22 protein-coding genes are annotated in these 26,470 nt (G+C 70.3%); 10 read left to right on the top strand and 12 right to left on the bottom strand.

The window, feature by feature from the left end:
• Position 1 precedes the first annotated feature (1 nt).
• On the bottom strand, positions 2-889 hold the full coding sequence (locus tag Sfulv_RS13975; RefSeq protein ID WP_173314004.1) for a D-alanyl-D-alanine carboxypeptidase family protein: 888 nt from the start codon (positions 887-889) through the stop codon (positions 2-4).
• Between the two features lie 217 nt (positions 890-1,106).
• On the opposite strand from Sfulv_RS13975, the gene Sfulv_RS13970 reads away from it, so the two are divergent.
• Positions 1,107-1,793: a GntR family transcriptional regulator gene (locus Sfulv_RS13970; protein ID WP_173314003.1), complete on the top strand. Its 687-nt coding sequence runs from the start codon at positions 1,107-1,109 to the stop codon at positions 1,791-1,793.
• On the top strand, positions 1,790-3,100 hold the full coding sequence (locus Sfulv_RS13965) for an MFS transporter (RefSeq protein WP_173314002.1): 1,311 nt from the start codon (positions 1,790-1,792) through the stop codon (positions 3,098-3,100). The genes Sfulv_RS13970 and Sfulv_RS13965 overlap by 4 nt, the downstream gene beginning before the upstream one ends.
• A 69-nt stretch (positions 3,101-3,169) precedes the next feature.
• On the opposite strand, the gene Sfulv_RS13960 is transcribed toward Sfulv_RS13965, so the two are convergent.
• A complete protein-coding gene (locus Sfulv_RS13960) occupies positions 3,170-3,994 on the bottom strand; it encodes a maleylpyruvate isomerase family mycothiol-dependent enzyme (protein ID WP_173314001.1) in 825 nt (274 codons plus the stop codon).
• A gap of 208 nt (positions 3,995-4,202) precedes the next feature.
• Here Sfulv_RS13960 and Sfulv_RS13955 point away from each other — a divergent pair, with 208 nt between their 5' ends.
• Entirely contained in the window at positions 4,203-4,994 is a 792-nt protein-coding gene (locus Sfulv_RS13955) for a carbon-nitrogen family hydrolase (RefSeq protein WP_173314000.1), read from the top strand.
• A gap of 66 nt (positions 4,995-5,060) precedes the next feature.
• On the opposite strand, the gene Sfulv_RS13950 is transcribed toward Sfulv_RS13955, so the two are convergent.
• The gene (locus Sfulv_RS13950; protein WP_173313999.1) at positions 5,061-5,546 is read right to left on the bottom strand and encodes an LURP-one-related/scramblase family protein; all 486 of its coding nucleotides are present in this window, start codon (positions 5,544-5,546) and stop codon (positions 5,061-5,063) included.
• 63 nt (positions 5,547-5,609) lie between these two features.
• Between Sfulv_RS13950 and Sfulv_RS13945 the strand changes: the two genes are divergently transcribed.
• Entirely contained in the window at positions 5,610-7,424 is a 1,815-nt protein-coding gene (locus Sfulv_RS13945) for an NHL domain-containing thioredoxin family protein (RefSeq protein WP_173313998.1), read from the top strand.
• A 294-nt stretch (positions 7,425-7,718) separates the two neighbouring features.
• Here Sfulv_RS13945 and Sfulv_RS13940 read toward each other — a convergent pair whose 3' ends face one another.
• The 4 genes from Sfulv_RS13940 to Sfulv_RS13925 form a co-directional block, all read right to left on the bottom strand.
• Positions 7,719-7,937: a DUF6458 family protein gene (locus tag Sfulv_RS13940; protein WP_173313997.1), complete on the bottom strand. Its 219-nt coding sequence runs from the start codon at positions 7,935-7,937 to the stop codon at positions 7,719-7,721.
• Positions 7,938-8,073: 136 nt separating this feature from the next.
• On the bottom strand, positions 8,074-9,213 hold the full coding sequence (locus Sfulv_RS13935; protein ID WP_246353116.1) for a hypothetical protein: 1,140 nt from the start codon (positions 9,211-9,213) through the stop codon (positions 8,074-8,076).
• Positions 9,214-9,322: 109 nt separating this feature from the next.
• Complete coding sequence (locus Sfulv_RS13930; RefSeq protein WP_173313996.1) at positions 9,323-10,042, bottom strand: cysteine hydrolase family protein; 720 nt, start codon at positions 10,040-10,042, stop codon at positions 9,323-9,325.
• The gene (locus Sfulv_RS13925; protein ID WP_173313995.1) at positions 10,042-10,632 is read right to left on the bottom strand and encodes an isochorismatase family protein; all 591 of its coding nucleotides are present in this window, start codon (positions 10,630-10,632) and stop codon (positions 10,042-10,044) included. The genes Sfulv_RS13930 and Sfulv_RS13925 overlap by 1 nt, the downstream gene beginning before the upstream one ends.
• A 148-nt stretch (positions 10,633-10,780) precedes the next feature.
• Here Sfulv_RS13925 and Sfulv_RS13920 point away from each other — a divergent pair, with 148 nt between their 5' ends.
• A complete protein-coding gene (locus Sfulv_RS13920) occupies positions 10,781-11,773 on the top strand; it encodes a GlxA family transcriptional regulator (RefSeq protein WP_173313994.1) in 993 nt (330 codons plus the stop codon).
• 9 nt (positions 11,774-11,782) lie between these two features.
• Here Sfulv_RS13920 and Sfulv_RS13915 read toward each other — a convergent pair whose 3' ends face one another.
• Complete coding sequence (locus tag Sfulv_RS13915) at positions 11,783-13,081, bottom strand: M18 family aminopeptidase (RefSeq protein WP_173313993.1); 1,299 nt, start codon at positions 13,079-13,081, stop codon at positions 11,783-11,785.
• A 146-nt stretch (positions 13,082-13,227) separates the two neighbouring features.
• Positions 13,228-15,054 carry an acyl-CoA dehydrogenase gene (locus tag Sfulv_RS13910; protein ID WP_173313992.1) on the bottom strand — a complete coding sequence of 609 codons (1,827 nt, stop codon included), beginning with the start codon at positions 15,052-15,054 and terminating at the stop codon, positions 13,228-13,230.
• Between the two features lie 167 nt (positions 15,055-15,221).
• On the opposite strand from Sfulv_RS13910, the gene Sfulv_RS13905 reads away from it, so the two are divergent.
• The 3 genes from Sfulv_RS13905 to Sfulv_RS13895 all read left to right on the top strand — a co-directional run bounded on the left by Sfulv_RS13905 (position 15,222) and on the right by Sfulv_RS13895 (position 17,941).
• A complete protein-coding gene (locus Sfulv_RS13905; protein WP_173313991.1) occupies positions 15,222-15,662 on the top strand; it encodes an SseB family protein in 441 nt (146 codons plus the stop codon).
• Positions 15,663-15,807: 145 nt separating this feature from the next.
• Positions 15,808-16,764, top strand: a complete 957-nt coding sequence (locus tag Sfulv_RS13900; RefSeq protein WP_173313990.1) for a pirin family protein — start codon at positions 15,808-15,810, stop codon at positions 16,762-16,764.
• Between the two features lie 94 nt (positions 16,765-16,858).
• Positions 16,859-17,941, top strand: a complete 1,083-nt coding sequence (locus Sfulv_RS13895; RefSeq protein ID WP_173313989.1) for an AI-2E family transporter — start codon at positions 16,859-16,861, stop codon at positions 17,939-17,941.
• A gap of 16 nt (positions 17,942-17,957) precedes the next feature.
• Here the strand turns inward: Sfulv_RS13895 and Sfulv_RS13890 are convergent, their stop codons facing one another.
• Positions 17,958-20,060, bottom strand: a complete 2,103-nt coding sequence (locus Sfulv_RS13890) for an ATP-binding SpoIIE family protein phosphatase (protein WP_173313988.1) — start codon at positions 20,058-20,060, stop codon at positions 17,958-17,960.
• 222 nt (positions 20,061-20,282) lie between these two features.
• Here Sfulv_RS13890 and aspS point away from each other — a divergent pair, with 222 nt between their 5' ends.
• Both aspS and Sfulv_RS13880 read left to right on the top strand, forming a co-directional pair.
• A complete protein-coding gene (aspS, locus tag Sfulv_RS13885) occupies positions 20,283-22,067 on the top strand; it encodes an aspartate--tRNA ligase (RefSeq protein ID WP_173313987.1) in 1,785 nt (594 codons plus the stop codon).
• Positions 22,068-22,255: 188 nt separating this feature from the next.
• On the top strand, positions 22,256-23,011 hold the full coding sequence (locus tag Sfulv_RS13880) for a L,D-transpeptidase family protein (RefSeq protein WP_173313986.1): 756 nt from the start codon (positions 22,256-22,258) through the stop codon (positions 23,009-23,011).
• A gap of 81 nt (positions 23,012-23,092) precedes the next feature.
• Here Sfulv_RS13880 and metG read toward each other — a convergent pair whose 3' ends face one another.
• Together metG and Sfulv_RS13870 are read right to left on the bottom strand one after the other, a co-directional pair.
• Positions 23,093-24,697, bottom strand: coding sequence for a methionine--tRNA ligase (metG, locus tag Sfulv_RS13875; RefSeq protein ID WP_173313985.1), 1,605 nt, complete (start codon positions 24,695-24,697; stop codon positions 23,093-23,095).
• Positions 24,698-24,826: 129 nt separating this feature from the next.
• Positions 24,827-26,191 (bottom strand): VWA domain-containing protein, encoded by a 1,365-nt coding sequence (locus tag Sfulv_RS13870; protein WP_173313984.1) that lies wholly within the window; start codon positions 26,189-26,191, stop codon positions 24,827-24,829.
• Between the last annotated feature and the right edge of the window lie 279 nt (positions 26,192-26,470).

The raw sequence follows: 26,470 nt of genomic DNA, 5'->3' as shown, positions 1-26,470 counted from the left end.
GCTACAGCTTGAAGCCGTAGTCCAGGAGCTTCTTCGCGTCCGCCGTCCTGTTCGTCTCGGACGTGGAGGTGAGGACGGTGCCGATCACCGTCTTGCCGTTACGGGTCGCGGCGAAGACCAGGCAGTACTTGGCGGTCGGGCCGGAGCCGGTCTTCACGCCGATCGCACCGCTGTAGGTGCTGAGCATCCTGTTGGTGTTGGTCCACGCCATGTAGCGGTATCCGCCGCTCTTCGTGGTCACCTTCTGCTTCGTCGACTTCGTCTTGACGATCGCGCGGAAGGTGGAGCTCTTCATCGCACTGCTGGCGATCTTCGTCAGGTCGCGCGGGGTGGAGTAGTTGTTCCCACTCCCTATGCCGTCGAACGAGTCGAACTTGGTGTTCTGCAAGCCGAGGCTCTTCGCGGTGGTGTTCATCTTGCCGATGAACGACTTCACCCGGGCCGCACGCGTGGTGCCCGTGCCGAACTTGTCGGCCAGGGCGTACGCGGCGTCGCAGCCGGAGGGCAGCATGAGCCCGTACAGGAGCTGGCGGACGGAGACCTTGTCGCCCACGATCAGCCGGGCCGACGAGGCGCCCTTGGAGACGATGTAGTCGCTGTACGCCTTCTGGATCGTCACCTTCGCGTCGAGGTTCAGATTCTTCTGCGACAGCACCACCTTGGCGGTCATGATCTTGGTGGTGGAGCCGGTGGAGCGGCGCGTGTCCGCAGCCTTGGTGAAGAGGGTCTTGCCGGTGCCGTCGTTCATCACGAAGCCGCCCTTGGCGACGATCGTGGGCTTCGGCGGTGTTGCGGCCTGGGCCTGCGTGGCGAAGGCGCTGCCTGCGAGAACGGCGCCGGCGGTGAGGGCCACGGTGGCAGTGGCGGTTGCGCGGTATCCGCGCTTCATGCCGATATTCAACTGAACGCTCCAAATGCCCCTGATATGCGGCTACATAAGGGTGCCGCTCGGTGGTGAGACTCCTGGCGGGCGGCAATGGATGTACGGCCACGAGGGTGAATTCGGGGGTGATTCCGCAGGGGTCGGGTGAGGGGCGGCGGGTGCCCCGGATTCCATATCCCGGACACGCCACCACATGCGTCCATGTTGTATCTATGCTGTGCGCATGCCTGCCGCGCCCGCTGTCCCCGCCACGTCCCCGGTCAAGACCTCGCTCAGGCAGCCGCCCGCTGCCGACCGTGTCTACACCCACATCAAGGACGCCGTCCTGGACCGCCGTTACCAGGGCGGGACGCTCCTCACCGAAGGCGATCTGGCGGAGGCGGTCGGCGTGTCGCGTACCCCCGTGCGCGAGGCGCTGCTGCGGCTGGAGGTCGAAGGGCTGATCAAGCTCTACCCCAAGAAGGGCGCGCTCGTCCTCGCCGTGTCCGCGCAGGAGATCGCGGACGTGGTGGAGACCCGGCTGCTCGTCGAGGAGTTCGCGGCCCGCAAGGCGGTGCCCGCGTCGGCGCGGCTCGTCCGCCGGCTGGAGGAGCTCCTGGAGGAGCAGCGGCAGAAGTCCGAGGCCGGTGACCTGGCTGCCGTCGCCGTCAGCGACCGCTGCTTCCACGCCGAGATCGTGCGCAACGCGGGCAACGAGATCCTGTCGCGCCTCTACGACCAGCTGCGCGACCGGCAGCTGCGGATGGGCGTCGCCGTGCTGGAGGCGCACCCGGGCAGGATCGCCGCCAACATCACCGAGCACGGGGAGCTGCTGGACGCCATCAGGGCCGGTGACGCGGACGGTGCCGCCCAGGTCGTACGGCGCCACGTCAGCCGGGTCAAGGTGCTGGTGCGGGGTGAGGACCGGTGAGCTCCGGGGCCGCCCCCGCTCTCTCCCTGCCCGGTGACCCGCCCGGGGGCCGGCGTGCCGCCCGGATCTGGGGCATCGGTGTCGCCGTCTACTTCGTCGCCATCATCTTCCGTACGAGCCTGGGTGTCGCCGGACTCGACGCCGCCGACCGCTTCGACGTCAACGCCTCGGCGCTGTCCACGTTCTCCATCCTCCAGCTGCTTGTCTACGCGGGCATGCAGATACCCGTCGGGCTGATGGTCGACCGGCTCGGCACGAAGAAGGTCCTCACCATCGGGGCCGTGTTGTTCACCCTCGGCCAGCTCGGTTTCGCGCTCTCCCCCTCGTACGGCATGGCGCTGGCCGCGCGCGCACTGCTCGGCTGCGGTGACGCGATGACGTTCATCAGCGTGCTGCGGCTCGGCAGTCGGTGGTTCCCGGCCCGGCGGGGGCCGATGATCGGCCAGGTGGCCGCACTGTTCGGGATGGCGGGCAACCTGGTCTCCACCCTGGTCATCGCCCGCGCGCTGAACGACTTCGGCTGGACGGCCACCTTCGTCGGCAGCGCGGCGGCGGGCGTGGTGGTGCTGGTGTTGCTGCTGCTCTTCCTCAAGGACCATCCGGAGGGGCACGAGCCGCCACCCGCCGAGCACGCGGGCGCGGCGTACGTACGGAAGCAGATCGCCGCCGCCTGGCGTGAGCCCGGAACCCGCCTCGGTATGTGGGTGCACTTCACCACGCAGTTCCCCGCGATGGTCTTCCTGCTGCTGTGGGGCATGCCGTTCCTGGTCGAGGCGCAGGGGCTGAGCCGGGGAAGGGCCGGTGAGCTGCTCACGCTGGTGGTGCTCTCCAACATGGCGGTGGGGCTCGTCTACGGGCAGGTCATCGCCCGGCACCACACGGCGCGCGCCCCGCTCGCGCTCGGGACGGTCGCGCTGACGGCCCTGCTGTGGGCCGCGGCGATCTTCCACCCGGGCGGCCACGCGCCGATGTGGCTGCTGGTCACCCTGTGCCTGGTGCTCGGCGCCTGCGGCCCCGCGTCGATGATCGGGTTCGACTTCGCGCGGCCGGCCAACCCGCCGGAGCGTCAGGGCACCGCCTCGGGGATCGTCAACATGGGCGGCTTCGTCGCCTCGATGACCACGCTCTTCGCGGTCGGTGTGCTGCTGGACGCGACCGGCGACGACTACCGGATCGCGTTCGCCTCCGTCTTCGTCCTGGAGGCGCTCGGCATCACCCAGATCCTGCGGCTGAAGGCCAGGGCGGCGCTCAGGGAACGCGATCACCATGTGGTCAGCAGGGTCGAGACCGTGCACGTGCCCGCGTGACGCGTCGGCACGCCCGGTCGGCGGCGCGCCCGTCTCATACCTGAGGACGGGCGTCGCCGACCGGAGGAACTACGGGGTCACGGCGAAGTGGCGCAGGATCGCGGCGCCGAGATCCTGGTCGCCGTCGACCTTGATCCGGTCCGCGACCGAGGTCGCCCGGACCCTGCCGCAGGCGAGGCGGTAGTAGGTCTCCCAGTCCATCGCCAGCGACACGGCCGGCCCGAGGGAGGGTGCGCCGTCGATCGAACCGCGGCCGTCCGCGTCCACCCGGACCGTGCGCAGGAACTCGACGGGGCCGTGCACATCGAGCACGACCGCCGAGTTGGCGGGGGCGCCCGCGTCTTTGGCGACGACCTTGGGCAGCGCGTCGAGCAGGGTGTCCCGGGCGACGAGAGCGCCGGGGGAGTCCAGGTTGCCCGGCTGACCCAGTGTCACCCGCAGGTCCTGCTCGTGCACCCAGACATCGAAGGCGCGCATGTGCAGCGCCCGTTCAAGCGTCTGTTCCTTGCCCAGGGGCGCCCGGACCATGGTCTCGGGGGCACGTGACTCGTTGCGCAGCTGGCGGGCGCGGCGGATGACGGTGTACTCCAGCTCGGAGGTCATCTCCGGTGCGGTGTGGTGGCGCCGCACGTCGACCTGCATCTCCATGTACCGGGTGAAGTCGTTCTGCACGTGGTAGAGATCGCGTGGCAGCGTGTGGATCGGGCGGGGGTCGCCGAGCTGTTCGCACTCCATGCCGATGATGTGCGAGACGATGTCGCGCAGCGACCAGCCGGGGCACGGCGTACGGCGATTCCACTCACCTTCGACGAGCGGCTTCACCAGCTCGGATATCGACTCGATGGAGTGGGTCCAGGCGTCGGCGTAGTTCTGGAGGCTGGGATGGACGGTCACGGGACCCCTCGTGCGGTTCTGCGGTGCATGGGCTGGAGAGCAGGTAGTACCGGCGTACTGGCCGGAACTGACGGCGCTGTCTGCGGGATGCTGTGTCTGCGGTTGAGGTTCGTTGGCTAAGTTACGCTGCGAGCAGGCACCCCGGCAGTGCTTTCGTGTGACGATCGTAGGCCCGTGTTGACGGCTCGAATGCCAGGACGGTGGTAGTGTGCGCGCCTCCCTCATCCAGATCGCAGTAGAACCAGGCGAATCCGTCCATGCCCGCAGGGACCGCGCGGCTTCGATGATCGTCGCCCAGCGAGGCTCGGACCTGGTGGTTCTTCCCGAGCTCTGGCCGGTCGGAGCCTTCGCCTACACCGCTTTCGAGGACGAGGCCGAACCCTTCGAAGGACCCACGCACCAGCTGATGGCGAAGGCCGCTGCGGACGCCGGGGTCTGGCTGCACGCCGGCTCCTTCGTCGAAAGGGCGGCGGACGGCGTCCTCTTCAACACCTCGCTGGTCTTCTCGCCCGAGGGCGAACGGGTGGCCTCCTACCGCAAGATCCACCTCTTCGGCTTCGACGAGGGTGAGGCGGTCATGATGGGCGCGGGCGAGGAGCTGGTCACGGCCGCCCTCCCGCAGACCACACTGGGCCTCGCCACCTGTTACGACCTGCGCTTCCCGGAGCTGTTCCGCGGGCTCGTCGACGCGGGCGCCGAGACCCTGGTCGTCGCGGCCGGCTGGCCGGAACGCCGCCGCGCGCACTGGACGCTGCTGGCGCGCGCCCGCGCCGTCGAGAACCAGGCGTACGTCCTCGCCGTGGGTACCGCGGGCACCCACGCAGGTGTCCCGCAGGCCGGGCACAGCATCGCCGTCGACCCCTGGGGCGAGGTGCTGGCCGAGGCGGGGGCGGGCGAGGAGATCCTGACCGTGGAGTTCGACCCGGCCAGGACCGCCGCCACCCGGGACCAGTTCCCGGCCCTCAAGGACCGCCGCCTCGGCCTGGCCCCGCCGCGCTGACCCTCGGGGGCGGGCGCCTGCCGCATGGGAAGGCCGGTGCCTGTTTCACGTGAAACAGACGCCGGGTCACCGCTCCTTGTCCGCGAGCACGATCACGCACATCGCCACGGCGATGAGCAGGGCCGCGTCGGCGTCCTCCCGGACGACATCGATTCCGTACGTGTCGCGCACGGTGAGCCAGCGCCGGGAGATCTGGGCGAGCAGCTCCCCGTCGTAGTCGATGGCGAACTCGCGGTCCAGGACACGTCCGCTGACGTCGAGTTCGGTGCCGTCGACCAGGGTCACGCGGTAGTGGTTGCGCAGCAGGGACAGCCGCTTGCGCCTGACCGTGGCCAGCTCCTCGCCGTTCCGTTCGATGACCATCGTGTCCCGCAGACTGATCAGCTTCTGCCGCAGCTCGATCAGGACCCGGCCCTGGGTGTCCTTCAGCTCGAAGGTGTCCCGCAGCCGCATGGCCTTGCCGTCGACCAGGAAGACCTTCCGCCCCTCGACGTCCTCGATCCAGTAGTCGTCACCCACGGAGAACAGTCGCTCACGTACGAGAAGTCTCATGCCCCCAGGCTCCCCGACCCCCCGCCGGAATGCGCGCGGGGCGTGGTGATGTTGACTGTCGGTATGGCTACACGTGCGCGCGTCCGGGCCCCCGAGCTGATCGGCAAGGGTGGCTGGCTCAACACAGGCGGTAAGCAGTACACCCTCGCTGACCTGCGGGGACGCATTGTCATCCTGGACTTCTGGACGTTCTGCTGTGTGAACTGCCTGCATGTCCTCGACGAGCTGCGCGAACTGGAGGAGAAGCACCGCGACACGGTGGTGATCATCGGCGTGCACTCGCCGAAGTTCGTGCACGAGGCGGAGCACCAGGCCGTCGTCGACGCCGTCGAGCGGTACGGGGTGCACCACCCGGTCCTGGACGATCCCGAGCTGGCCACCTGGAAGCAGTACGCCGTACGGGCCTGGCCGACGCTCGTGGTCGTGGACCCCGAGGGGTACGTCGTCGCGCAGCACGCCGGTGAGGGGCACGCGCACGCCATCGAGAAGCTGGTGGAGGAGCTGGAGGCCGAGCACGGGGAGAAGGGCACGCTGCGGCGGGGCGACGGTCCCTACGTCGCTCCCGAGCCGGTGGCCACCTCTCTGCGCTTCCCGGGCAAGGCGCTGGTGCTCCCGGACGGCGGTTTCCTGGTCTCCGACACGACACGCCACCGCCTGGTGGAGCTGGACGGGGACGGCGAGACCGTCCGCCGGTACGTCGGTTCGGGCGAGCGCGGGCTGGTGGACGGCGGGCCGGATGAGGCCAGGTTCAGCGAGCCGCAGGGACTCGCTGTGCTGCCGGATGGGCGTATCGCCGTCGCCGACACGGTCAACCACGCGATCCGGGCCCTCGATCTCCGGACGGGGCTGACGACCACGCTCGCCGGGACCGGGCGCCAGTGGTGGCAGGGGGCGCCGAACCAGGGCCCGGCCAGGGACGTCGATCTCTCCTCCCCGTGGGACATCGCCTGGTTCGGTGACCGCCTGTGGATCGCGATGGCCGGCGTGCACCAGCTGTGGTCGTACGACCCGGGCACGCTGACCGTACGGGTCGAGGCGGGCACGACGAACGAGGGGCTGGTCGACGGGCCCGGAGCCGAGGCGTGGTTCGCGCAGCCGTCCGGTCTCGCCACCTCCGTCGACGGGTCACGCCTGTGGGTCGCGGACCCGGAGACGTCCGCGCTGCGCTACGTGGAGAGCGACGGCTCCGTGTGCACCGCGGTCGGCACCGGGCTCTTCGACTTCGGCCACCGCGACGGCGCCGCAGGCCAGGCACTCTTCCAGCACCCGCTGGGCGTGACCGCGCTGCCGGACGGGTCCGTCGCCGTCTGCGACACGTACAACCACGCCCTGCGGCGGTACGACCCCGGGAGCGGCGAGGTCACCACGCTGGCCACGGACGTGCGGGAGCCGAGCGACGCGGTGCTGGTCGACGGCGATCTGGTCGTGGTGGAGTCGGCCCGGCACCGGCTGACCCGGCTGCGGCTGCCCGAGGAGGCCGTACGCGTGGCGGGCGAGGCCCACCGGACCCGGCGGGCGGCCACCGAGGTGGCGCCGGGAGCGCTCAGGCTCGACGTGGTCTTCCAGGCGCCGGCCGGTCAGAAGCTGGACACCCGGTACGGCCCTTCGACCCGGCTGCTGGTCTCCTCGACCCCGCCGGAGCTGCTGGCCCGGGGCGCGGGTCCCGGTACCGACCTGTTCCGCGATCTGGTCCTGGCGGACGGGGTCACCGAGGGCGTGCTGCACGTCTCGGCGATGGCGGCCTCCTGTGACGACGACCCGGAGAACGAGTACCCGGCCTGCCATGTCCACCAGCAGGACTGGGGCGTCCCCCTGCGGGTGACCCCGGGCGGTGTCTCCCGGCTGCCGCTGGTGCTCGCGGGCATGGACGACGCCTGATCGTCTTCCGGTGGGCGGCGCTGTCCACCGCCTGGGAGGGTACGGGCGCGCAGGAGAGCCCGGACCGGGGGTTTCCCACCGGTCCGGGCCCACGCTCCGCTCGGGGAGCCGGTGCTCGGAAGTATCTCGGCGCGGCAGCAGGGCGGTGAGCAGGCTGCGGCGCTCGGCGGGCCCGAGCGGGACAGGGGCCCGGATGTGTGTCGAGGGAGACGGTGCCGAGCGGCCGGACCCCGCACGTGGGTGAGCGGAGGGACGTGCCCCCGGCCGGGCACGCGTACGCCGTGCCGCGGACCCTTACGGGTAGCGGCGGTCATCCTCCGACACGACCGTGGTGGGTGGCACGACCATGCGGCGGCGGCGCGCGATGCTCGCGTACGCGAAGACCCCGACGAGGCCGACGAGCATCATGATCCAGCCGACCATGTCGACGTTGACGGTGTCCATTTTCCAGTCGGTGGCGAAGGCGAGAACTGCCCCCGCACCGATGAGGATGATGCACCCTCCGAGTCCCATGAGTCTGCCTCCTCGATGGCCCGGATTCTCCGGGCCCGTGTACGGGTCGCGTACCCCGGACGGCAACGGCCATGCCCCGCAGGGCAGTCGGGAAGAGGAAGGGCACCCCGGCCACGGAGGCCGGGGTGCCCGGTGATCACACTGCCGCGGTGCGCCCGGTGATCGGGCAGGCACCGGTCGCCGCTCCGCCGAAGGCGGCGGTACGTGCGGTCGGCGCCGTGCCGCCGATCTGCTTGAGGATCTCGTCGGAGAGCAGGTCCTCCTCGCCCTTGAGGGCGTCAGCCACCTTCAGGTCGGTGTTGAAGACCATCTCGGCCGCGAGGTTGTCCTGGACGATGCGTGCCAGGTTGTCCAGCGCCACGAAGATCGGGTCCGAAGGGGTCTCCACCGTCGGCAGGTCGATCAGGTGGGTGTCCACCTTCATCTGGTTCATGGTGCGCCGGATGATGATGGACGCCTGGTTCAGCTCGGCCGTGGTCCAGATCGACAGCACCGTGACGTACAGGTCGCTCCACGCCTTCTCGCCGAGCAGCGTGCGCCACCGCTTCATCAGTGCTTCGAGGCCGTTGATCTGCGCGGTGGCCGCGAAGGTCATGTTGACGCGGATGGCCGGGTAGACGGTGGCGGCGAAGCGGTTGAAGGACACCATGTCGAACGTCTGGGCCTTGACGGACCTGTCGATGAAGGCCATGGCCTCCCGCAGGATCGTGTCGCAGGAGTTCTCCAGGTCGAGCGGGAGGTTGGCCGTGGCCAGCTTCGTGTACGCCGTGTTCAGCGTCGCCCGGAAGGCGTTCAGCGGGGTGATCCAGCCCTTGTCGCCCGGCGCCTTGAAGACGATCATCTCCAGGTCGTGCGGGTCGATGCGCGCCGCGTTGGTGATGTTGGGGACCTGGTCGCTGAGGTAGGGCGCCAGCACCGAGTAGACGCCCAGGGGTATGTGGGCGATGGACTTGGCCAGTTCGAAGTACTCGGGGACAGGATCGACCGTCTCGATCTGTCTGCCCTCGTTGATCAGGGTGAAGCGGCCGCCGACGGCGTTGTTCTGGACGACGACGACCGGGCTGAGCTGTTTGACCAGTTCCGACTTCAGGGACGCGTAGTTCGTGCGCATCGCCGTGTTGACGCCGCGTATCGCGTCCCGGGCCGACTTCTCGTCGGTCGCGGTGATGCCCGCGGCCGGTGCGGCCGTCGCGCTGGTGGCCGACTGTGCCGAAGTGAGCAGCGTGGCCGCCCCTACGGCCGACGCGGTACCCAGGAATCCTCTGCGTGTTGCCATTGCCCCGTCTTTCCGTGGTGGGAGTCGTGCTTCCTTTGCGGTGTGGGGGGTGTGGGGGAAAGTGGGGGGAGTTCAAGGGGGGGCTTGGGGGGCTTGGGGGAGCCTGGTGTCAGCCGATCGACTTCTGCGAAGGGACCACGACTCCGTAGAGGTCCTGGACGGTGGCGAGCGCTGCTTCGTGGACCTGCTGCGCGGGGACGCCGTTCGGCTTGCCGTTCAGCGGCAGCGGCCGGGTCGCGGACGCGTCGGCGACCACGGTCGGCTTGTTGCCGTTGAGGAACGCGCCCTGGGTGGTGAACAGCGTGCACATGTTGGTCATGAACCCGGCGATGATGACGTTCTCGTGGCCGGCCTTCTTGACCTGCTCGGCGAGGTCGGTGCCGTGGAAGCCGTTGGGGACGCTCTTCTCGACGACGGGTTCGCCCTTGGCCGGCTTGAGCGCCGGGATGATCTGCCCCGCCTTCGACGTGAGGTCGTACCCCTTGTCGACGATGTGGATGACGGGTGTGCCGGCCTCGCGGGCCCGTACCAGCAGCGCTTCGGCGTTGTGCACCGCCGGCTTCCATCCGTCGAGCTCCATCACGCCCTCGGTGTAGGTGTTCTGGTAGTCGACGAGGATGAGCGTCGCGTCGGAGAGCGTGGCCGGAGTCTCGTCGAACTTGTTGAGCTCCCGCAGCGTGGTCGTGTCCTTCGCGACGTTCTGCCCGGCGGCGGGGGCGGACGGCTTGTCCTCACGCGAGGCGGCCTCGGAGTCGGTGCCGCACGCGGTGGCGGTGGCGGCGAGGACGATGGCGGCACCCAGGGCGACGGCGGAACGCGACAGCTTCATCAGGAGATCTCCTTCTGGGAGGGGACGACGACCCCGTACAGGTCGGCGATGGTGGCGAGGGCGCTGTAGTGCACCTGGCAGGCGTCCAGTTCGGTGCCCGCGACGGGCAGGGAACGGGTGGCGCTGGCGTCGGCCACGACGGTGGGCCGGTTGCCGCGCAGGAAGGCCCCCTGGGCGGTGAACGCCACGCACATGTGCGTCATGAACCCGGCGATGACCAGGTCGTTCTTCCCCGCGGCGTCGACGTGCCCGCCCAGGTCGGTGCCGACGAAGGAGTCCGGGGCCTGCTTGACGACGACGGGCTCACCCTCGACCGGCGCCACGCTCGGGTGAATCCGGCCGATCTCGGCCCGGATGTCGTACGGGGTGCCTTCGCCACCGTCGTTGATGACGTGGATGACCTTCGTGCCCTCCTGGCGGGCCCGCGCCAGGAGAGCCGCGGCGGCGTCGAGCGCGGCCTGCCAGCCGTCCAGCTCCATCACGCCGGTCGTGTAGGTGTTCTGGTAGTCGACGAGGATCAGGGTGGCGTCGGCGAGCTTCGCGGGGGTGTCGTCGAGGCCGTTGAGCTGGCGCAGCGTGGTTCTGGGCATGGCTGTGGCACCTGAGGGTTTCGTGTCGGGGAGGGCGGTCCGCCGGTGCGGCGGGCTGCACTGAAGACGCTATGGCCCACGCCGCGTGTCGGCAATGTCATCTAGCATGCAGAAACCGACATGCGATTTCGCCGAACCCGGGGGCCCAGTGAGTACCGTCGAACGACTGATCGTCATCGTCCTCTTCGAAGGCGTCGACCTGCTCGACGTCACAGGACCGCCCGAGGTGTTCTCCCTCGCGCGCCGCGAGACGGAGGAGGCGGCGGGCTACGACGTGGTCCTCGCCGCCGAGACCCTGGACCCGGTCACCACCGCCGCCGGGGTCCGCATCCTTCCCGACGCCACCTTCGACGACCTGTCGGTGCGGAGCATCGACACCCTCATCGTGCCCGGGGCGGTACAGGTCGACGGCGAGGGCCGCGTGCACCCGCTCACCGACCCCGCGGTGGTGCGCCGGGTGGCGCAGCTCGCCGGGCGGACGCGCAGGGTCACCTCCGTCTGCGTCGGCGCGCACATCCTCGCCGCCGCCGGACTCCTCGACGGCAAGCGCGCCACCACCCACTGGTCGACGGCCCAGCAGCTCGCCGCCGACCATCCGCTGGTCGAGGTCGACGCGGACCCGATCTTCATCCGGGAGGGGGACGTGTGGACCGGTGCGGGGATCAGCGCCTGTCTGGACCTCTCGCTCGCCCTCATCGCCGACGACCTGGGCGAGGCCATCGCGCTGCGGGTGGCCCGGCAGCTCGTGATGTACCTGAAGCGGCCCAGCGGGCAGAGCCAGTTCAGCGTCCCGCTGGAGCAGGTCTCCACGACCCGGCGCATCGAGGACCTGCGGCACTACATCATGCGCAACATCGGTGAGGCGCTCACCGTCGCGGACCTGGCCGCGTGCGGCCACATCAGCGACCGGCAGCTCACCCGGATCTTCAAGAGCGAACTCGGCACCACGCCGCACGCGTACATCGAGTCGGTCCGCGTGGAGATGGCGCGCAACCAGCTCGAATCCACCGACGCCACCCTCGAACGGGTGGCGTCGGCCTGTGGCTTCAACACCACCGACACCCTGGTCAGGGCCTTCCGCCGCAGGCTGGACACGACACCGACGGAGTACCGGCGCAGGTTCCGGACCACCCCGGCGTAACAGCCTGTTTCAGCCCGCCAGGAACGCCGTGAGCGCGTTGGCCAGCAGGTACGGGTCGTCGGCGCCGCACAGTTCGCGGGCGCTGTGCATCGACAGGATGGCCACGCCGATGTCCACGGTCTGGATGCCGTGGCGGGCGGCGGTGATCGGTCCGATCGTCGTACCGCACGGCATCGCGTTGTTGGAGACGAACGTCTGCCACGGCACGCCCGCCTTCTCGCACGCCGCCGCGAACACGGCACGCCCCCTGCCGTCGGTCGCGTACCGCATGTTGACGTTCACCTTGAGGATCGGTCCGCCGTTGGCGACCGGGTGGTGCGTGGGGTCGTGACGCTCCGGGTAGTTCGGGTGCACCGCGTGCCCGGTGTCGGAGGAGAGGCAGACGGTGCCGGCCATCGCCCGGGCGCGGTCATCGAGACTGCCGCCCCGGGCGAAGACGGAGCGCTCCAGGACGGTGCCGAGTAGCGGGCCGTCGGCGCCGGTGTCGGACTGCGAGCCGTTCTCCTCGTGGTCGAACGCGGCGAGCACCGGGATGTACGGGATCTCCTCGTCCGGCAGACCCGCGACGGCGGCGAGCGCCGCGGTCGCCGCGTGCACGGAGAGCAGGTTGTCCATCCGGGGCCCGGCCAGCAGCTCCCGGTCCCGGCCCAGGTAGGACGGCGGCTCGATGGCGTGCGGCATCAGGTCCCAGCCGGTCACGTCCTCCGCGTCGACGCCCGCCTCCTCGGCGACGAAGCGGATCAGGCCGCCCTCCTCGACGTCACCGAGTCCCCAGATGGGCTGCATGTGCTTCTGCCGGTCGAGCTTGAGGCCCTCGGTGTTGGAGGACCGGTCCAGGTGGACGGCGAGCTGCGGTACGCGCAGGAGGGCCCGGTCGATGTTGACCAGCCGGTGCGAACCGTCGCGCAGCGAGATCCGGCCCGCGAGGCCCAGGTCCCGGTCCAGCCAGGTGTTCAGGAGCGTCCCGCCGTAGATCTCGACGGCGACCTGGCGCCAGCCGTACGACCCGGAGTCGGGCAGCGGCTTGACCCGCAGGTTCGGCGAGTCGGTGTGGGCTCCGGCGATGCGGAACGGGGTGTGGGGTTCGGCGCCCTCCGGCACGTACCAGGCGATGATCGCCCCGCCCCGCAGCACGTACTTCCCCCCGGTGGAGGCGTCCCACGCCGCGGTCTCCTCGACCTGCCGGAAACCGGCCTTCTCCAGCCGCGCCGCGGCGGACGCCACCGCGTGGTAGGGCGAGGGGCTGGCCATCAGGAAGGCCATCAGATCGTCGGTGTGCCCGCGGTCGAAGCGGAGGGATGAGCTCATGTTCTTCACTGTAACGAGGCGGAGCAGAAGGGCCCGGAGCGAGGCCGGACCAGAGCTTCGCGGACGGCTCGTCCCCGCCCCGGCCGTGGCCGGTCATGGCGAAGGCCCGCCCCGGCGGGGGCGGGCCCTGCTCCGGAACGGCGGCTCTAGAACGCGGCCTCGTCCAGCTCCATCAGCGAGTTGTCGACGGTCTCCGCGAGCACGCGCTCGGCGCCGACGCCCGGCAGGACGTTCGCGGCGAAGAACTTCGCGGCGGCGATCTTGCCCTGGTAGAAGGCGACGTCCTTGGCGGAGGCGCTCCGCAGCTTCTCGGCGGCCACGGCCGCGCCCCTGAGCAGCAGGTAACCGACGACGACGTCACCGGACGCCATCAGCAGGCGGGTGGTGTTGAGACCCACCTTGTAGATGTTCCTGACGTCCTCGCCGGTCGTGGTGAGGTCGGTGATCATCGTGCCGACGATCGCCTCCAGGTCCACGGCCGCCTTGGCGAGCGAGTCGACCGCGGAGCCGAGGTCGTCGTTGCCCTGGTGCTCGGCGAGGAACTTCTTGATCTCCTCGGAGAGCGTGTTGAGCGAGGCGCCCTGGTCGCGGACGATCTTCCGGAAGAAGAAGTCCTGGCCCTGGATCGCCGTCGTGCCCTCGTAGAGGGTGTCGATCTTGGCGTCCCGGATGTACTGCTCGACCGGGTACTCCTGGAGGTAACCGGAACCGCCGAACGTCTGGAGCGACTGCGCGAGCTGCTCGTAGGACTTCTCGGAGCCGTAACCCTTCACGATCGGGAGCAGCAGGTCGTTGAGGCCGTGCAGCGCCTTGGCGTCCTCGCCCGCGGCCTCCTTCTCCTGGATCGCGTCCTGGACCGTGGCGGTGTAGAGCACGAGGGAGCGCATGCCCTCCGCGTACGCCTTCTGCGTCATGAGCGAGCGGCGTACGTCGGGGTGGTGCGTGATGGTGACCTTGGGCGCCGTCTTGTCCATGAACTGCGACAGGTCGGTGCCCTGGACGCGCTCCTTGGCGTACTCCAGCGCGTTCAGGTACCCCGTGGACAGGGTCGCGATGGCCTTCGTGCCGACCATCATGCGGGCGAACTCGATGATGCGGAACATCTGGCGGATGCCGTCGTGCTTGTCACCGACCAGCCAGCCCTTGGCGGGGTGCCGGTCACCGAACGTCATCTCGCACGTGTTGGACGCCTTCAGGCCCATCTTGTGCTCGACGTTCGTCGCGTACACGCCGTTGCGCTCGCCCAGCTCGCCGGTGGTCCAGTCGAAGTGGAACTTGGGGACCATGTAGAGCGACAGACCCTTGGTGCCCGGGCCGGCGCCCTCGGGGCGTGCCAGCACGTAGTGGAGGATGTTCTCGGACATGTCGTGCTCGCCCGAGGTGATGAAGCGCTTGACACCCTCGATGTGCCAGGAGCCGTCCTCCTGCTCGACGGCCTTCGTGCGGCCGGCGCCGACGTCCGAACCCGCGTCGGGCTCGGTCAGCACCATCGTCGAGCCCCACTGCTTCTCGACGGCGATCTCGGCGATCTTCTTCTGCGCCTCGTTGCCCTCGTCGAAGAGGATGCCGGCGAAGGCCGGGCCGGAGGAGTACATCCAGACGGCGGGGTTGGAGCCGAGCAGCAGCTCCGCGTAACCCCAGATCAGGGAGCGCGGCGAGGTGGTGCCGCCGATCTCCTCGGGCAGGCCCAGACGCCAGTACTCGGAGTTCATGAACGCCTGGTACGACCTGCGGAACGTCTCGGGGACCGGAGCGGTGTTCGTCTCCGGGTCGAAGACCGGCGGGTTGCGGTCGGCGTCCGCGAAGGAGTCGGCCAGCTCGTTCTCCGCGAGGCGGTTGATCTCGTCGAGGATGGTCTTCGCGGTGTCGACGTCCATCTCGGCGAACGTGCCGGTGCCGTACACCTTGTCGCGCCCGAGAACCTCGAAGAGGTTGAACTCGATGTCGCGGAGATTCGACTTGTAGTGCCCCATGGGAAGGCTCCGTAATCAATAGCAGTGGCGCGCAACGCCCCGGGGAGGGGTGAGGGTCGGGCGACGAGCCGGCGTACGTGTGTCAGCCGACCCCTACGATGATGCTACCCGTCAGTAATAAGACGCAACCCCTCAAGGGGATGATGTGTCCGATTACTCTTTGCGGCATGTACGGCTATGACCAGAACCCGGGCGCGCAGCAGCAGATGGGCGGCGGCTACGGCGAGCAGCCGCTCTATCCCGAACCCTCGCCCCCGTCCCTGGCGGACGCGGTCCGGGCCTTCACCACGGGCTCCCTCTCCGCGGAGGACTTCCAGCAGATCTTCGCGACCTCCAAGGTCTACTGCCCGCGCGGGGACAATCCGGGGTTCCTGGCCCTGCACAACACCCAGCAGCCGGTGATCCCCATGTTCACGACGCTGAAGGAGCTGCGCCTGTACGCGGGCAAGGAGTCCAAGTACTTCGTGATCACCGGCTCCGAGGTGATCGACCTGCTGCCCACCGGGTACGGCTTCGTCCTGGACATGGAGGGTGACCACCGCATGGTCTTCGACGCGAAGGCCGTGGAGCAGATGGTCGACTTCGCGATGCGCCGCATGTACGGCTAGGGGCTGTCCCGGTTCTTCAGGTAGGCCCGCACCCTCCGGGGTGCGGGCCTTCGTGCTGCCCGGGGCGGGGGTGGAATGCCGCGCCCTTGCAAGATGTTCATCGTTCAACTAAATTGGAGGCAGGACAATCCCGGAGGTGGCTCCCATGCCCGCAGTGACCGTCGAAAACCCGCTCAGCCTGCCCAAGGTCGCGGCCCAGGGCGACGCCGTGGCCCGCCCCGTGCTCACGGTCACGACCGCGCCCACCGGCTTCGAGGGGGAGGGCTTCCCCGTGCGCCGCGCCTTCGCGGGCATCAGCTACAAGCACCTCGACCCGTTCATCATGATGGACCAGATGGGTGAGGTGGAGTACGCGGCGGGTGAGCCGAAGGGCACCCCCTGGCACCCGCACCGCGGCTTCGAGACCGTGACGTACCTGATCGACGGAACCTTCGTCCACCAGGACAGCAACGGCGGCGGCGGGACCATCGAGAACGGTGACACCCAGTGGATGACGGCGGGCTCCGGCCTGCTGCACATCGAGGCGCCGCCGGAGTCCCTCGTCATGTCCGGCGGCCTCTTCCACGGCCTCCAGCTCTGGGTGAACCTGCCCAAGGCCGACAAGATGATGGCCCCCCGCTACCAGGACATCCGCGGTCGCCAGGTCCAGCTGCTCGCCTCACCGGACGGCGGCGCGCTGCTCCGTGTCATCGCGGGGGAGCTCGACGGGCACGAGGGTCCGGGGATCACCCACACCCCCATCTCCATGATCCACGCCACCGTCCGCCCCGGCGCCGAGGTGACCCTGCCGTGGCGCGAGGACTTCAACGCGCTCGCGTACGTGCTGGCAGGGCGCGGCACGGCGGGTGCGGAGCGCCGGCCGGTCCACAAGGGGCAGACCGCCGTCTTCGGCAGCGGTACCTCGCTGACGGTCCGGGCCGACGAGTCCCAGGACGGCAGCACCCCCGACCTGGAGATCGTCCTGCTCGGCGGGCGCCCGATCCGTGAGCCGATGGCGCACTACGGGCCGTTCGTGATGAACAGCCAGGCCGAGCTCAGGCAGGCGTTCGAGGACTTCCAGGCCGGCCGCCTCGGCACCGTGCCCGCCGTCCACGGCATGTGACACCCCGTCCGCCCGCCGCGGTGCGGGTGACGGTCCGTCACCCGGACGCCCGGGCGGGCGGGCCGTCGTACCCGCACCGTGATCGGGTGGGAGGGTGCAGACCCCGAAGCCTCTCCTCCCCGACGCTGCGCGCCGGACGGCCGCGTGGTGCGGCGTCGTGCTCCTCGTCACCGGAGTCGCCGCGGTCGCCGTCTGGCTGTGCGTCGTGCTCAAGACGGCCGTCACGCCCGTCCTGCTCGCCCTGCTCGGTACGGCGCTGCTCGGCCCCGTCCACCGCCGGCTGACCGCGCGCGGGGTGAACCGCTCGCTCGCCGCCGGGCTGACCTGCGCCGCTCTCGTGGCGGTGGCCGGCGGCGCCGGGTACATCGTCGTGACGGCGCTCATCGACACCGGCGGCCAGATCGTGGCGTCGCTCAAGGACGCGGGCCAGTGGCTCATCGACCACTTCGGTGTCGCGGACGGCGCGGACGTGGACGACCTCGCGGACAACGCCAGGAACCTCTTCGAGAAGTTCGGCGCCGGGGCGGCGGGCGGCCTGCTCAGCGGGATCAGCCTGGTCGGCTCGTTCGCCGCGGCCGGGGTGCTGGCCCTGCTGCTCACCTTCTTCTTCCTGCGCGACTCCGACCGGGCCGCGGACCTCGCGCACACGATCGCCCCGCGCGGCACCGGTGACCTGGTGGAGGCCGTGGGGCGGCGGGCCTTCGAGGCCGTCGAGGGCTTCATGCGGGGCACCACGTTCATCGCGCTGATCGACGCCGTGTGCATCACCGTGGGCCTGCTGATCCTCGGCGTCCCCGGGGCGGTGGGACTGGGCGCGCTGGTCTTCGTCGGGGCGTACATCCCGTACCTCGGGGCGTTCCTCTCCGGCGCGGTGGCCGTCCTGGTCGCGCTCGCCGACCGGGGGCTCGTCATCGCCCTCTGGGCCCTCGGGGTGGTCCTGGCGGTGCAGGTGCTCGAAGGGCACGTGCTCCAGCCGGTGATCCAGAGCCGTACGGTCCAGATGCACCCCGCCATGATCATGATCGCCCTGACAGCCGGAGCGAGCGTCGCGGGCATCCTCGGCATGCTGCTCGCCGTGCCGCTGTGCGCGGCGGCCTTCGGCGTCATCGGTGAGCTCAGGAAGGGGTACGCGGGCCCGGAGCCGGACAGCGCACCCCCGGGACCGCCGGGCGAGTGAAGCCCGGGCCCCCGGGTCAGGGGGCCGGCCGCCCCTGGGCCTCCAGCAGCTCGAACCAGATCGACTTCCCCTCGCCCCGCGGGTCCACACCCCACGCGTCGGCCAGCATCTCCATCAGGACCAGCCCCCGTCCGCTGGACGCCATCTCCCCGGGGCGCCGCTTGTGCGGCAGTTCGTCGCTCCCGTCGGCGACCTCCACGCGCAGCCGCCGTTCACCCCGCTCCCCGCTCACCTGGGCGACCATGAACGCGTCGCCGTCGGTGTGGACGAGCACGTTGGTCGCCATCTCGGAGAGCATCAGCACCGCCGAGTCGACCTGGTCCGCGTCGGCCCAGTCGTGCAGCAGCTCGCGCAACTGCTGCCGGGCCGCCGCGACCCGTTCGGGCTCGGCCTGGGCGATGGTCATCGCGGTACGGCGCGGGAGCGCCTGACGGGTCGTGGGGCCCTCGCGGCGGAGCACCAGGACGGCGATGTCGTCCTCGCGCCGGTCGGCGAGGGGACCGGTCGTGTAGTGCGACGTCGGGCCGTGCACGGCCTGCACCAGGGCGTCGGCGAGTTTCTCCAGGTCCTCGGCCGGCTCCTCCAGGACCGGCCGGAGCCGGTCCCAGCCGGTCGCCATGTCGTGGCCGCCGGTCTCGATGAGGCCGTCCGTGCAGAGCATGATCGTCTCACCGGGCTCCAGGAGGACCCTGGTCGTCGGATAGTCCGAGTCGGCCTCGATGCCCAGCGGCATACCGCCGGCGGTCTGCCGGATCACCGCCGTGCCGTCGACGCTGATGACGACCGGGTCCGGGTGGCCCGCCCGGGCGATGTCCAGGGTGCCGGTCTCCGGGTCGGCCTCCGCGTACAGGCACGTCGCGAAGCGCGGGGAGACCCGCTCGTCGCCACCGCCCCCCGGCTCCTCGCTGAGGCCGGCGAGGAAGCGCGAGGCCCGGGAGAGCACCGCGTCGGGGCGGTGCCCCTCGGACGCGTAGGCGCGCAGAGCGATCCGCAGCTGGCCCATGAGCCCGGCGGCCCGTACGTCATGGCCCTGCACGTCGCCGATGACGAGGGCGATACGGCCGTTGGGGAGCGGGATCATGTCGTACCAGTCGCCGCCGACCTGGAGCCCGCCGCCGGTCGGGATGTAGCGCGCGGCCACCGACATCCCGGGGATGTCGGGCCCGAGGGAGGGCATCATCGAGCGCTGGAGGCCGAGCGACAGCTCGCGTTCCGTCTCGGCGGCCCCGGCCCGGTCGAGCGCCTGGGCGAGCATCCGGGCGACCGTCGTGAGTACGGCGCGCTCGTCCGGCGAGAAGCTCACGGGATGCCCGAACCCGGCCATCCAGGCGCCCATCACGTGCCCCGAGGCGACCAGGGGCAGAAAGGCCCAGGAGCGGCGTCCGAAGCGGCGTGCTAGCGGCCAGGTGGCCGGGAAGCGCCGCCGGTACTCGTCCGGTGACGGCAGATAGATCGCCCGCCCCGTCCGCACCACCTCGGCGGCCGGGTAGTCGGTGTCCAGGGGCATGTCGGCGAACGGGTCCTCGTCGCCCACCTTGTGCCCGTGGTGCCCGATGATCGTCAGCCGCTCGCCGGCGACGCCGAAGACGGCGAGTCCGTCAGGCGAGAACCCGGGCATCGAGAGGGACGCGGCGACCCGGAGCACCTCCTCGGTGGACCGCGCCTCGGCCAGCGCCCGGCCCGCGTCCAGCAGGAACGCCTCACGGGAGCGGCGCCAGTCCCCGGTGATGGCCGTGTGCTCGGCGACGGAGCCCGGCTGCGGTTCGGCGACCTCCTGGAGGGTGCCCATCAGTACGTAGTCCCCGACCCCGCCACCGGGCCGCATGAACGGCTTCGACCGGCTGCGCACGATCCGCAGCACGAGACCCTGTTCGTCCACGATCCGCAGCCGGGCCTCGGCCACGGTGGCCTCGGCGACCGCGAGCTGCACGACCCCGAAGATCTCGTTCCAGTCGGCCGGGTGGAACCGGAAACGCACCATGGACTCGCTGTAGTCACCGGGCTCGGCGGGCAGACCGAGGAGCCGGGCCGCCTCCGCGTCGAGCGTGACCGTCCCGGCCGCGTTGTCCCAGCGCCACAAACCGGTCGCGATGGCGGCCAGGACCTCCTCGGTGCGCATTGCCCCACTTTATGAAGATGTGCGCACAGGCCGCCACCGCGAGGGCGGGGGCGGCCGGCCCACGGCTCGCGGCCCGGACCGGCGCCCGATGTGTCCGGGAAGCCGTGAAACGGCAAGGGCAATGCCGGGGTACGGACGCGGGCGGTAGCCTGGGGTGGCTGAGACCGCCCTCTCTTCCTCGGTCTCGATCCGCCTCGAATCGCTAAGACTGGATGAACGACGATGCATCGGTACAGGTCCCACACCTGCGGCGAGCTCCGCGCCTCTGACGTCGGCACCGACGTCCGGCTGAGCGGCTGGCTGCACAATCGCCGAGACCTGGGTGGCATCCTCTTCATCGATCTGCGCGACCACTACGGTCTGGTGCAGCTCGTCGCCCGCCCCGGCACCCCCGGCAACGACGCCCTGTCGAAGCTGACCAAGGAGACCGTCGTCAGGATCGACGGCAAGGTCTCCGCGCGCGGCGCCGACAACGTCAACCCCGAGCTCCCGACCGGTGACATCGAGATCGAGGTCACCGAGGTCGAGGTCCTGGGCGAGGCGGCCCCGCTGCCCTTCACGATCAACGCCGAGGACGGCGTCAACGAGGAGCGGCGTCTGGAGTACCGCTTCCTCGACCTGCGCCGTGAGCGCATGCACCGCAACATCATGCTGCGCTCCTCGGTCATCGCCTCCATCCGCTCCAAGATGGTGGCCCTCGGCTTCAACGAGATGGCGACCCCGATCCTCGCAGCCACCTCCCCCGAGGGCGCCCGCGACTTCGTGGTGCCCTCGCGCCTGAACCCGGGCAAGTTCTACGCGCTGCCGCAGGCCCCCCAGCAGTTCAAGCAGCTGCTGATGATCTCCGGCTTCGACCGCTACTTCCAGATCGCGCCGTGCTTCCGCGACGAGGACGCCCGCGCGGACCGCTCGCCCGGCGAGTTCTACCAGCTCGACGTCGAGATGTCGTTCGTCGAGCAGGAGGACGTCTTCCAGCCGATCGAGAAGCTCATGACCGAGCTCTTCACGGAGTACGGCAACGGCCGTCCCGTCACCTCGCCGTTCCCGCGCATCCCGTTCCGCGAGTCGATGCTCAAGTACGGCAACGACAAGCCCGACCTCCGCGCCCAGCTGGAGCTCGTCGACATCTCCGACGTCTTCGCGGACTCGGAGTTCAAGGCGTTCGCCGGCAAGCACGTCCGCGCCCTGCCGGTCCCGGACACCGCCGGTCAGTCCCGGAAGTTCTTCGACGGCCTCGGCGCGTACGCGGTCGAGCACGGCGCCAAGGGCCTGGCCTGGGTCCGGGTCGGCGAGGACGGCACACTGGCGGGCCCGATCGCCAAGTTCCTGACCGAGGCGGACGTCAAGACGCTCACCGAGCGCCTGTCCCTCGTCCCCGGCCACGCGGTCTTCTTCGGCGCGGGTGAGTTCGACGAGGTCTCCAAGATCATGTCGGCCGTACGGGTCGAGGCCGCCAAGCGCTCCGGCAACTTCGAGGAGGGCGTCTTCCGGTTCTGCTGGATCGTCGACTTCCCGATGTACGAGAAGGACGAGGAGACCGGGAAGATCGACTTCTCCCACAACCCGTTCTCCATGCCGCAGGGCGGTATGAGGGACCTGGAGGAGAAGGACCCGCTGGACATCCTGGCGTGGCAGTACGACATCGTCTGCAACGGCATCGAGCTGTCCTCCGGCGCCATCCGGAACCACGAGCCCGAGGTCATGCTCAAGGCGTTCGAGATCGCCGGCTACGAGGCCGAGACCGTCGAGAAGGAGTTCGCGGGCATGCTCCGCGCCTTCCGTCTCGGCGCCCCGCCGCACGGTGGCATCGCCCCGGGCGTCGACCGCATCGTGATGTTGCTCGCCGACGAGCCCAACATCCGCGAGACGATCGCCTTCCCGCTCAACGGCAACGCCCAGGACCTCATGATGGGCGCCCCGTCCGAGCTGGACGAGACCCGTCTGCGCGAGCTGAACATCCAGCTCCGCAAGCCGGTCGCCTCCGCGAAGGACAAGACGGAGAAGTAGCCCGTCGATGTTCCACGTGAAACAGCCCCCGGCCTGCCGGCCGGGGGCTGTTTCACGCGCGGATGCCGCGAACGGGGGATCGTGGGCGACACGTACGGTCCGGATGGCCCGGCCGAGGGTGTGTCAGGTGTGGGCTCGACGGAGAACCCGATCTGAGAACGCGTCAGCCGATGGACTCTGGAGCCCTCGTGTCCGCTTCCCGATATCCGTACGCCCTCCTCGCCACCCCGCTCCTCCTCCTTCTCGCACTCACCGGCTGCTCGGCTCCGGCGGCCCCGCCCGCCGATCCCCGCGGTGCGACAGGCCCCCGGTCCATGCCGGCCGTCAAGCACACGGCAGCGCCCCGCCCCGCGGAGATTCCCGGGCTCGGCCCGCGTACCAGGGCCGCGATCCCGGCCACCGCACGTCAGGCGGTCGTCGTCAGCGGCAAGGACCGCGACTCCAACCGGTCCACCGCCCTCCTGTACGCCCGCGACGGCCTCGCCGGAGGCTGGCGGGCGGCGGCAGGACCCTGGCCCGCGCACAACGGCCTGGAGGGCTGGACGGACCACCACGTGGCGGGTGACCTCAGGTCGCCGGTCGGCGTCTACACCCTCTCCGACGCGGGCGGCCGGCTTCCCGACCCGGGAGCCCTCCTCCCGTACGACGAGCACCCGCGTTTCGCGATGAGCGGGGAGGGCTTCTTCGGGGAGTCGCTCGAAGGGTCCTTCGACTACGTCATCGCGATCGACTACAACCGCACGCCCGGCGTCACCCCCCTCGACCGGAAGCGACCGCTCGGCGCGGGCCGGGGCGGTGGCATCTGGCTCCACGTCGACCACGGCGGCCCGACCCAGGGCTGCGTCTCGCTTCCGGAGGCCCGGATGAAGGACCTGCTGCGCGCCCTGGACCCGGCGAAGGAGCCGGTGATCGTGATGGGGGACGCGCAGGCCCTCCGCCGATGAGACGGACGGCGGTGGACGGCGGCGGACGAGAGGGCCGGGACCGCACCTGCGGTCCCGGCCCTCAGCCGTCGTGCGGAGTGACTACGCGGGCTTCTCCTCCAGGCGCGGGAACAGCACCGCGCCCTTCGTCACCGTCGCCCCCGGGGCCAGCAGACCCCAGGTGCCCGCGTCCTGCACCCGCTGGGCGGACAGCGCGCCCAGGGACTCCTCGGCGCCCAGGGACTCCCACAACTTCTGCGAGGTCTCCGGCATCACCGGGTTCAGCAGGACGGCCACACCGCGCAGCGCCTCGGCGGCGGTGTACAGGATCGTCGCGAGACGGGCCTGGCCCTCCGGGGACGCGTCCTTGGCGACCTTCCAGGGCTCCTGCTCCGTGATGTAGCCGTTGACCTGCTTCACGAAGTCGAAGATCGCCAGGATGCCGGCCTGGAAGTCGAGCTCCTCGCCGATCTTCCGGTCGGCGGCGGCGACGGCCTCGGCCAGGCCCTCCCGCACGGCCTGTTCGGCGTCGCCGGCGGCCGTGGCCTCCGGAAGCGCCCCGCCGAAGTACTTGCCGACCATCGCGGCGAGGCGCGAGGCCAGGTTGCCGTAGTCGTTGGCGAGCTCGGATGTGTAGCGGGCGGAGAAGTCCTCCCAGGAGAACGAGCCGTCGCTGCCGAACGCGATCGCGCGCAGGAAGTACCAGCGGTACGCGTCCACACCGAAGTGCGAGGTCAGGTCCTGCGGCTTGATGCCGGTCAGGTTCGACTTGGACATCTTCTCGCCGCCGACCATCAGCCAGCCGTTGGCGACGACCTTGCCGGGCAGCGGCAGACCTTGCGCCATCAGCATCGCGGGCCAGATGACGGCGTGGAAGCGCAGGATGTCCTTGCCGACCAGGTGGACGTCGGCGGGGAAGGTGCCCTCGAACTTCTCCTGGTTGGCGCCGTAGCCGACCGCCGTCGCGTAGTTGAGCAGCGCGTCGACCCACACGTAGATCACGTGCTTCTCGTCCCACGGCACCGGGACGCCCCAGTCGAAGGTCGAGCGGGAGATCGACAGGTCCTGGAGGCCCTGCCGGACGAAGTTCAGCACCTCGTTGCGGGCGGACTCGGGCTGGATGAAGCCCGGGTTGGCCGCGTAGAACTCCAGCAGCTTCGGACCGTACTCGCTCAGCTTGAAGAAGTAGTTCTCCTCCTTGAGGAGCTCCACCGGCCTCTTGTGGACGGGGCACAGCCTGGTGCCGTCCTCGGCCTCGATGAGGTCGCCCGGAAGCTTGTACTCCTCGCAGCCCACGCAGTACGGGCCTTCGTACCCGCCCTTGTAGATCTGGTCCTTGTCGTACAGGTCCTGCACGAACTCCTGCACACGGTCGGTGTGCCGCTTCTCCGTCGTACGGATGAAGTCGTCGTTCGTGATGTCCAGGTGCTCCCAGAGGGGCTTCCACGCCTCCTCGACGAGCTTGTCGCACCATGCCTGCGGGGTGACGTCGTTCGCCTCGGCCGTGCGCATGATCTTCTGGCCGTGCTCGTCCGTGCCGGTGAGGAACCACACCTTCTCGCCGCGCTGACGGTGCCAGCGCGTGAGCACGTCGCCTGCGACGGTCGTGTAGGCGTGGCCCAGGTGAGGAGCGTCGTTGACGTAGTAAATGGGGGTCGTGACGTAAAACGCCTTCGACTCCTGCTTCTCGGTTCCAGTGGCCGCCATGGTCGAAATCCTAACGGCCCCCGGCTGGTCCACTCGCCCGGACAAACGCGGCGGGGTACGACGACGGCGGTACCCGGCCGCTGGGGCGGGCACCGCCGTGACGGTGGGAACGCGTGGACCGGGCGCCGGTCAGTCGCCGGTGACGTCCCGGGCGGTCGTCCAGGCGGGGAGCGCGGCCAGGATCTCCCGGTAGAACGTGGCGTCCGGGACCTCTCGCGGAGCCGGTCCGGCGTGGAAGAACGCGGCGTTCTCGACGTCGAGCCTGCGCAGGAAGTCGAAGCCCTTGGCGTCCTCGTCACCGAAGGCGACGAACTGGAAGAAGAGCGGCAGCCGCGCCGCGGCGGCCAGCGCCTGGCGGGCGGCCTGCTTGGCGTCCGGCGGGCCGTCCGTCTGGAAGATCACCAGAGCGGGACCGGTGGCCCCGGACTTCTCGTAGTGCGCGACGACCTCCTCGACGGCCCGGTGGTAGTTGGTGCGTCCGAGGCGGCCGAGCCCGGCGTGCAGCTCGTCGATCCTGCCCTCGTGGGCGGTGAGGTCGACGGCCCCGGTGCCGTCGATGTCGGTCGAGAAGAAGACGACGGGCACGGTGGCGCTCTCGTCCAGGTGCGCGGCGAGCGCCAGGGCGCGGTCACCGAGGTGCTGGGCGCTGCCGTCCGCGTAGAACGGCCGCATGGACCCGGACCGGTCGAGCACCAGGTAGACGGTGGCGCGGAGCCCGGTCAGGCCGTGGGCCTTGAGCCCGGCCTGCGCGGCCTTGTACGAGTCGACGAGCTGGGGCGCGCGGGCCTTGACCCGGGCGAGGGTGACGGCGGGCTTGGCGGTGACTGCGGTGACTGGGAGAGCCTCAGCTGCGGGCGCGGCTGTGGCGGCCTCGGCCACCGGCTCGGCGGCGGGCTCACGGGCTGCTTCCGTTGCCGGCTCGGTGGTCGGCTCGGCGGCAGGCTCGGCGGGTTCCGGGGTCGGTTCCGCCTCGGCCGCCGGGGTCGCGGCGGCTTCCGGTTCCGGTTCCGCTTCCGGCTCCGGTTCCGGGTCCAGGTCGAGCGTGATCGGCTCCGGCTTCGCGGCGGGCTCGGGCTCGCTCGCGGTGGCGGCCGCCGGCTCGGCGACAGGCTCCGGCTTCTCGTCGGGGCCCGAGCCCTGGGCCGGGACCGTGGGCGTCGCGGCGGACGTGGACGGCGACGAAGCGGCGGCGGCCTTGTCGAAGGCGGCGGCCACCAGGTCCGAGGCCAGCCCGCTCTCCCGCTCACCGGACCGCGCGGGCGGCGTGGACGCCGAAGAGCCGGAGGCGGAGGCGGTGGAAGAAGCAGAGGCAGAGGTGGCGGCCGGGGCCGGCACCGACGCCTTCTCGGCCGGTGCGGCCTCGGCCGCCGAAGTCGTCTCCTGCTCCGGCTCCGTGGGCTGGGTGCGCTCGGCCTGGGGCGGGACGGTGGCCGTGGCCGACCCGTCCTGCTCCGTGCGGCCGAACACCTTGCGCAGCAAGCTCCGAATGCCCATGGGCCAAGCCTTTCGCATGAGTTTGGTGGGGTATATGTCCGCCCTGCGGAAATTCATACCTGACCAGGGCGGATACGTAAGGTTAGCGGCCGGATCCGGCCGTTCGTCGGTACGGCCCGCCCCGGAGACAACTGAGCCTCAACCGAACCCCAGCCGAGCCATTGGCGAATTTCGGCCATTCGGCGACAGCAGCGGTGGCCCGGACTTCACGCTCCGTTCACCGGGAGTCCCTCGTACCGCGTGACTGCGCACCTACCGTCACGCAGGACACACAGATGG

Origin of the sequence: Streptomyces fulvorobeus (assembly GCF_013167895.1) — a bacterium.
Classification (GTDB): Bacteria; Actinomycetota; Actinomycetes; order Streptomycetales; family Streptomycetaceae; genus Streptomyces; species Streptomyces fulvorobeus.
This window is presented reverse-complemented; position numbering and strand designations above follow the sequence as displayed.

What these genes read in the sequence shown, in the direction of transcription:
- Sfulv_RS13910 (WP_173313992.1), bottom strand. Translation starts at nt 15,054, where the DNA reads ATGGGGCACTACAAGTCGAATCTCCGCGACATCGAGTTCAACCTCTTC.
- Sfulv_RS13945 (WP_173313998.1), top strand. Translation starts at nt 5,610, where the DNA reads ATGGCTACACGTGCGCGCGTCCGGGCCCCCGAGCTGATCGGCAAGGGT.
- Sfulv_RS13890 (WP_173313988.1), bottom strand. Translation starts at nt 20,060, where the DNA reads ATGCGCACCGAGGAGGTCCTGGCCGCCATCGCGACCGGTTTGTGGCGC.
- Sfulv_RS13925 (WP_173313995.1), bottom strand. Translation starts at nt 10,632, where the DNA reads ATGCCCAGAACCACGCTGCGCCAGCTCAACGGCCTCGACGACACCCCC.
- Sfulv_RS13915 (WP_173313993.1), bottom strand. Translation starts at nt 13,081, where the DNA reads ATGAGCTCATCCCTCCGCTTCGACCGCGGGCACACCGACGATCTGATG.
- Sfulv_RS13940 (WP_173313997.1), bottom strand. Translation starts at nt 7,937, where the DNA reads ATGGGACTCGGAGGGTGCATCATCCTCATCGGTGCGGGGGCAGTTCTC.
- Sfulv_RS13900 (WP_173313990.1), top strand. Translation starts at nt 15,808, where the DNA reads ATGCCCGCAGTGACCGTCGAAAACCCGCTCAGCCTGCCCAAGGTCGCG.
- Sfulv_RS13870 (WP_173313984.1), bottom strand. Translation starts at nt 26,191, where the DNA reads ATGGGCATTCGGAGCTTGCTGCGCAAGGTGTTCGGCCGCACGGAGCAG.
- Sfulv_RS13975 (WP_173314004.1), bottom strand. Translation starts at nt 889, where the DNA reads ATGAAGCGCGGATACCGCGCAACCGCCACTGCCACCGTGGCCCTCACC.
- Sfulv_RS13905 (WP_173313991.1), top strand. Translation starts at nt 15,222, where the DNA reads ATGTACGGCTATGACCAGAACCCGGGCGCGCAGCAGCAGATGGGCGGC.
- Sfulv_RS13930 (WP_173313996.1), bottom strand. Translation starts at nt 10,042, where the DNA reads ATGAAGCTGTCGCGTTCCGCCGTCGCCCTGGGTGCCGCCATCGTCCTC.
- aspS (WP_173313987.1), top strand. Translation starts at nt 20,283, where the DNA reads ATGCATCGGTACAGGTCCCACACCTGCGGCGAGCTCCGCGCCTCTGAC.
- Sfulv_RS13935 (WP_246353116.1), bottom strand. Translation starts at nt 9,213, where the DNA reads ATGGCAACACGCAGAGGATTCCTGGGTACCGCGTCGGCCGTAGGGGCG.
- Sfulv_RS13970 (WP_173314003.1), top strand. Translation starts at nt 1,107, where the DNA reads ATGCCTGCCGCGCCCGCTGTCCCCGCCACGTCCCCGGTCAAGACCTCG.
- Sfulv_RS13950 (WP_173313999.1), bottom strand. Translation starts at nt 5,546, where the DNA reads ATGAGACTTCTCGTACGTGAGCGACTGTTCTCCGTGGGTGACGACTAC.
- metG (WP_173313985.1), bottom strand. Translation starts at nt 24,697, where the DNA reads ATGGCGGCCACTGGAACCGAGAAGCAGGAGTCGAAGGCGTTTTACGTC.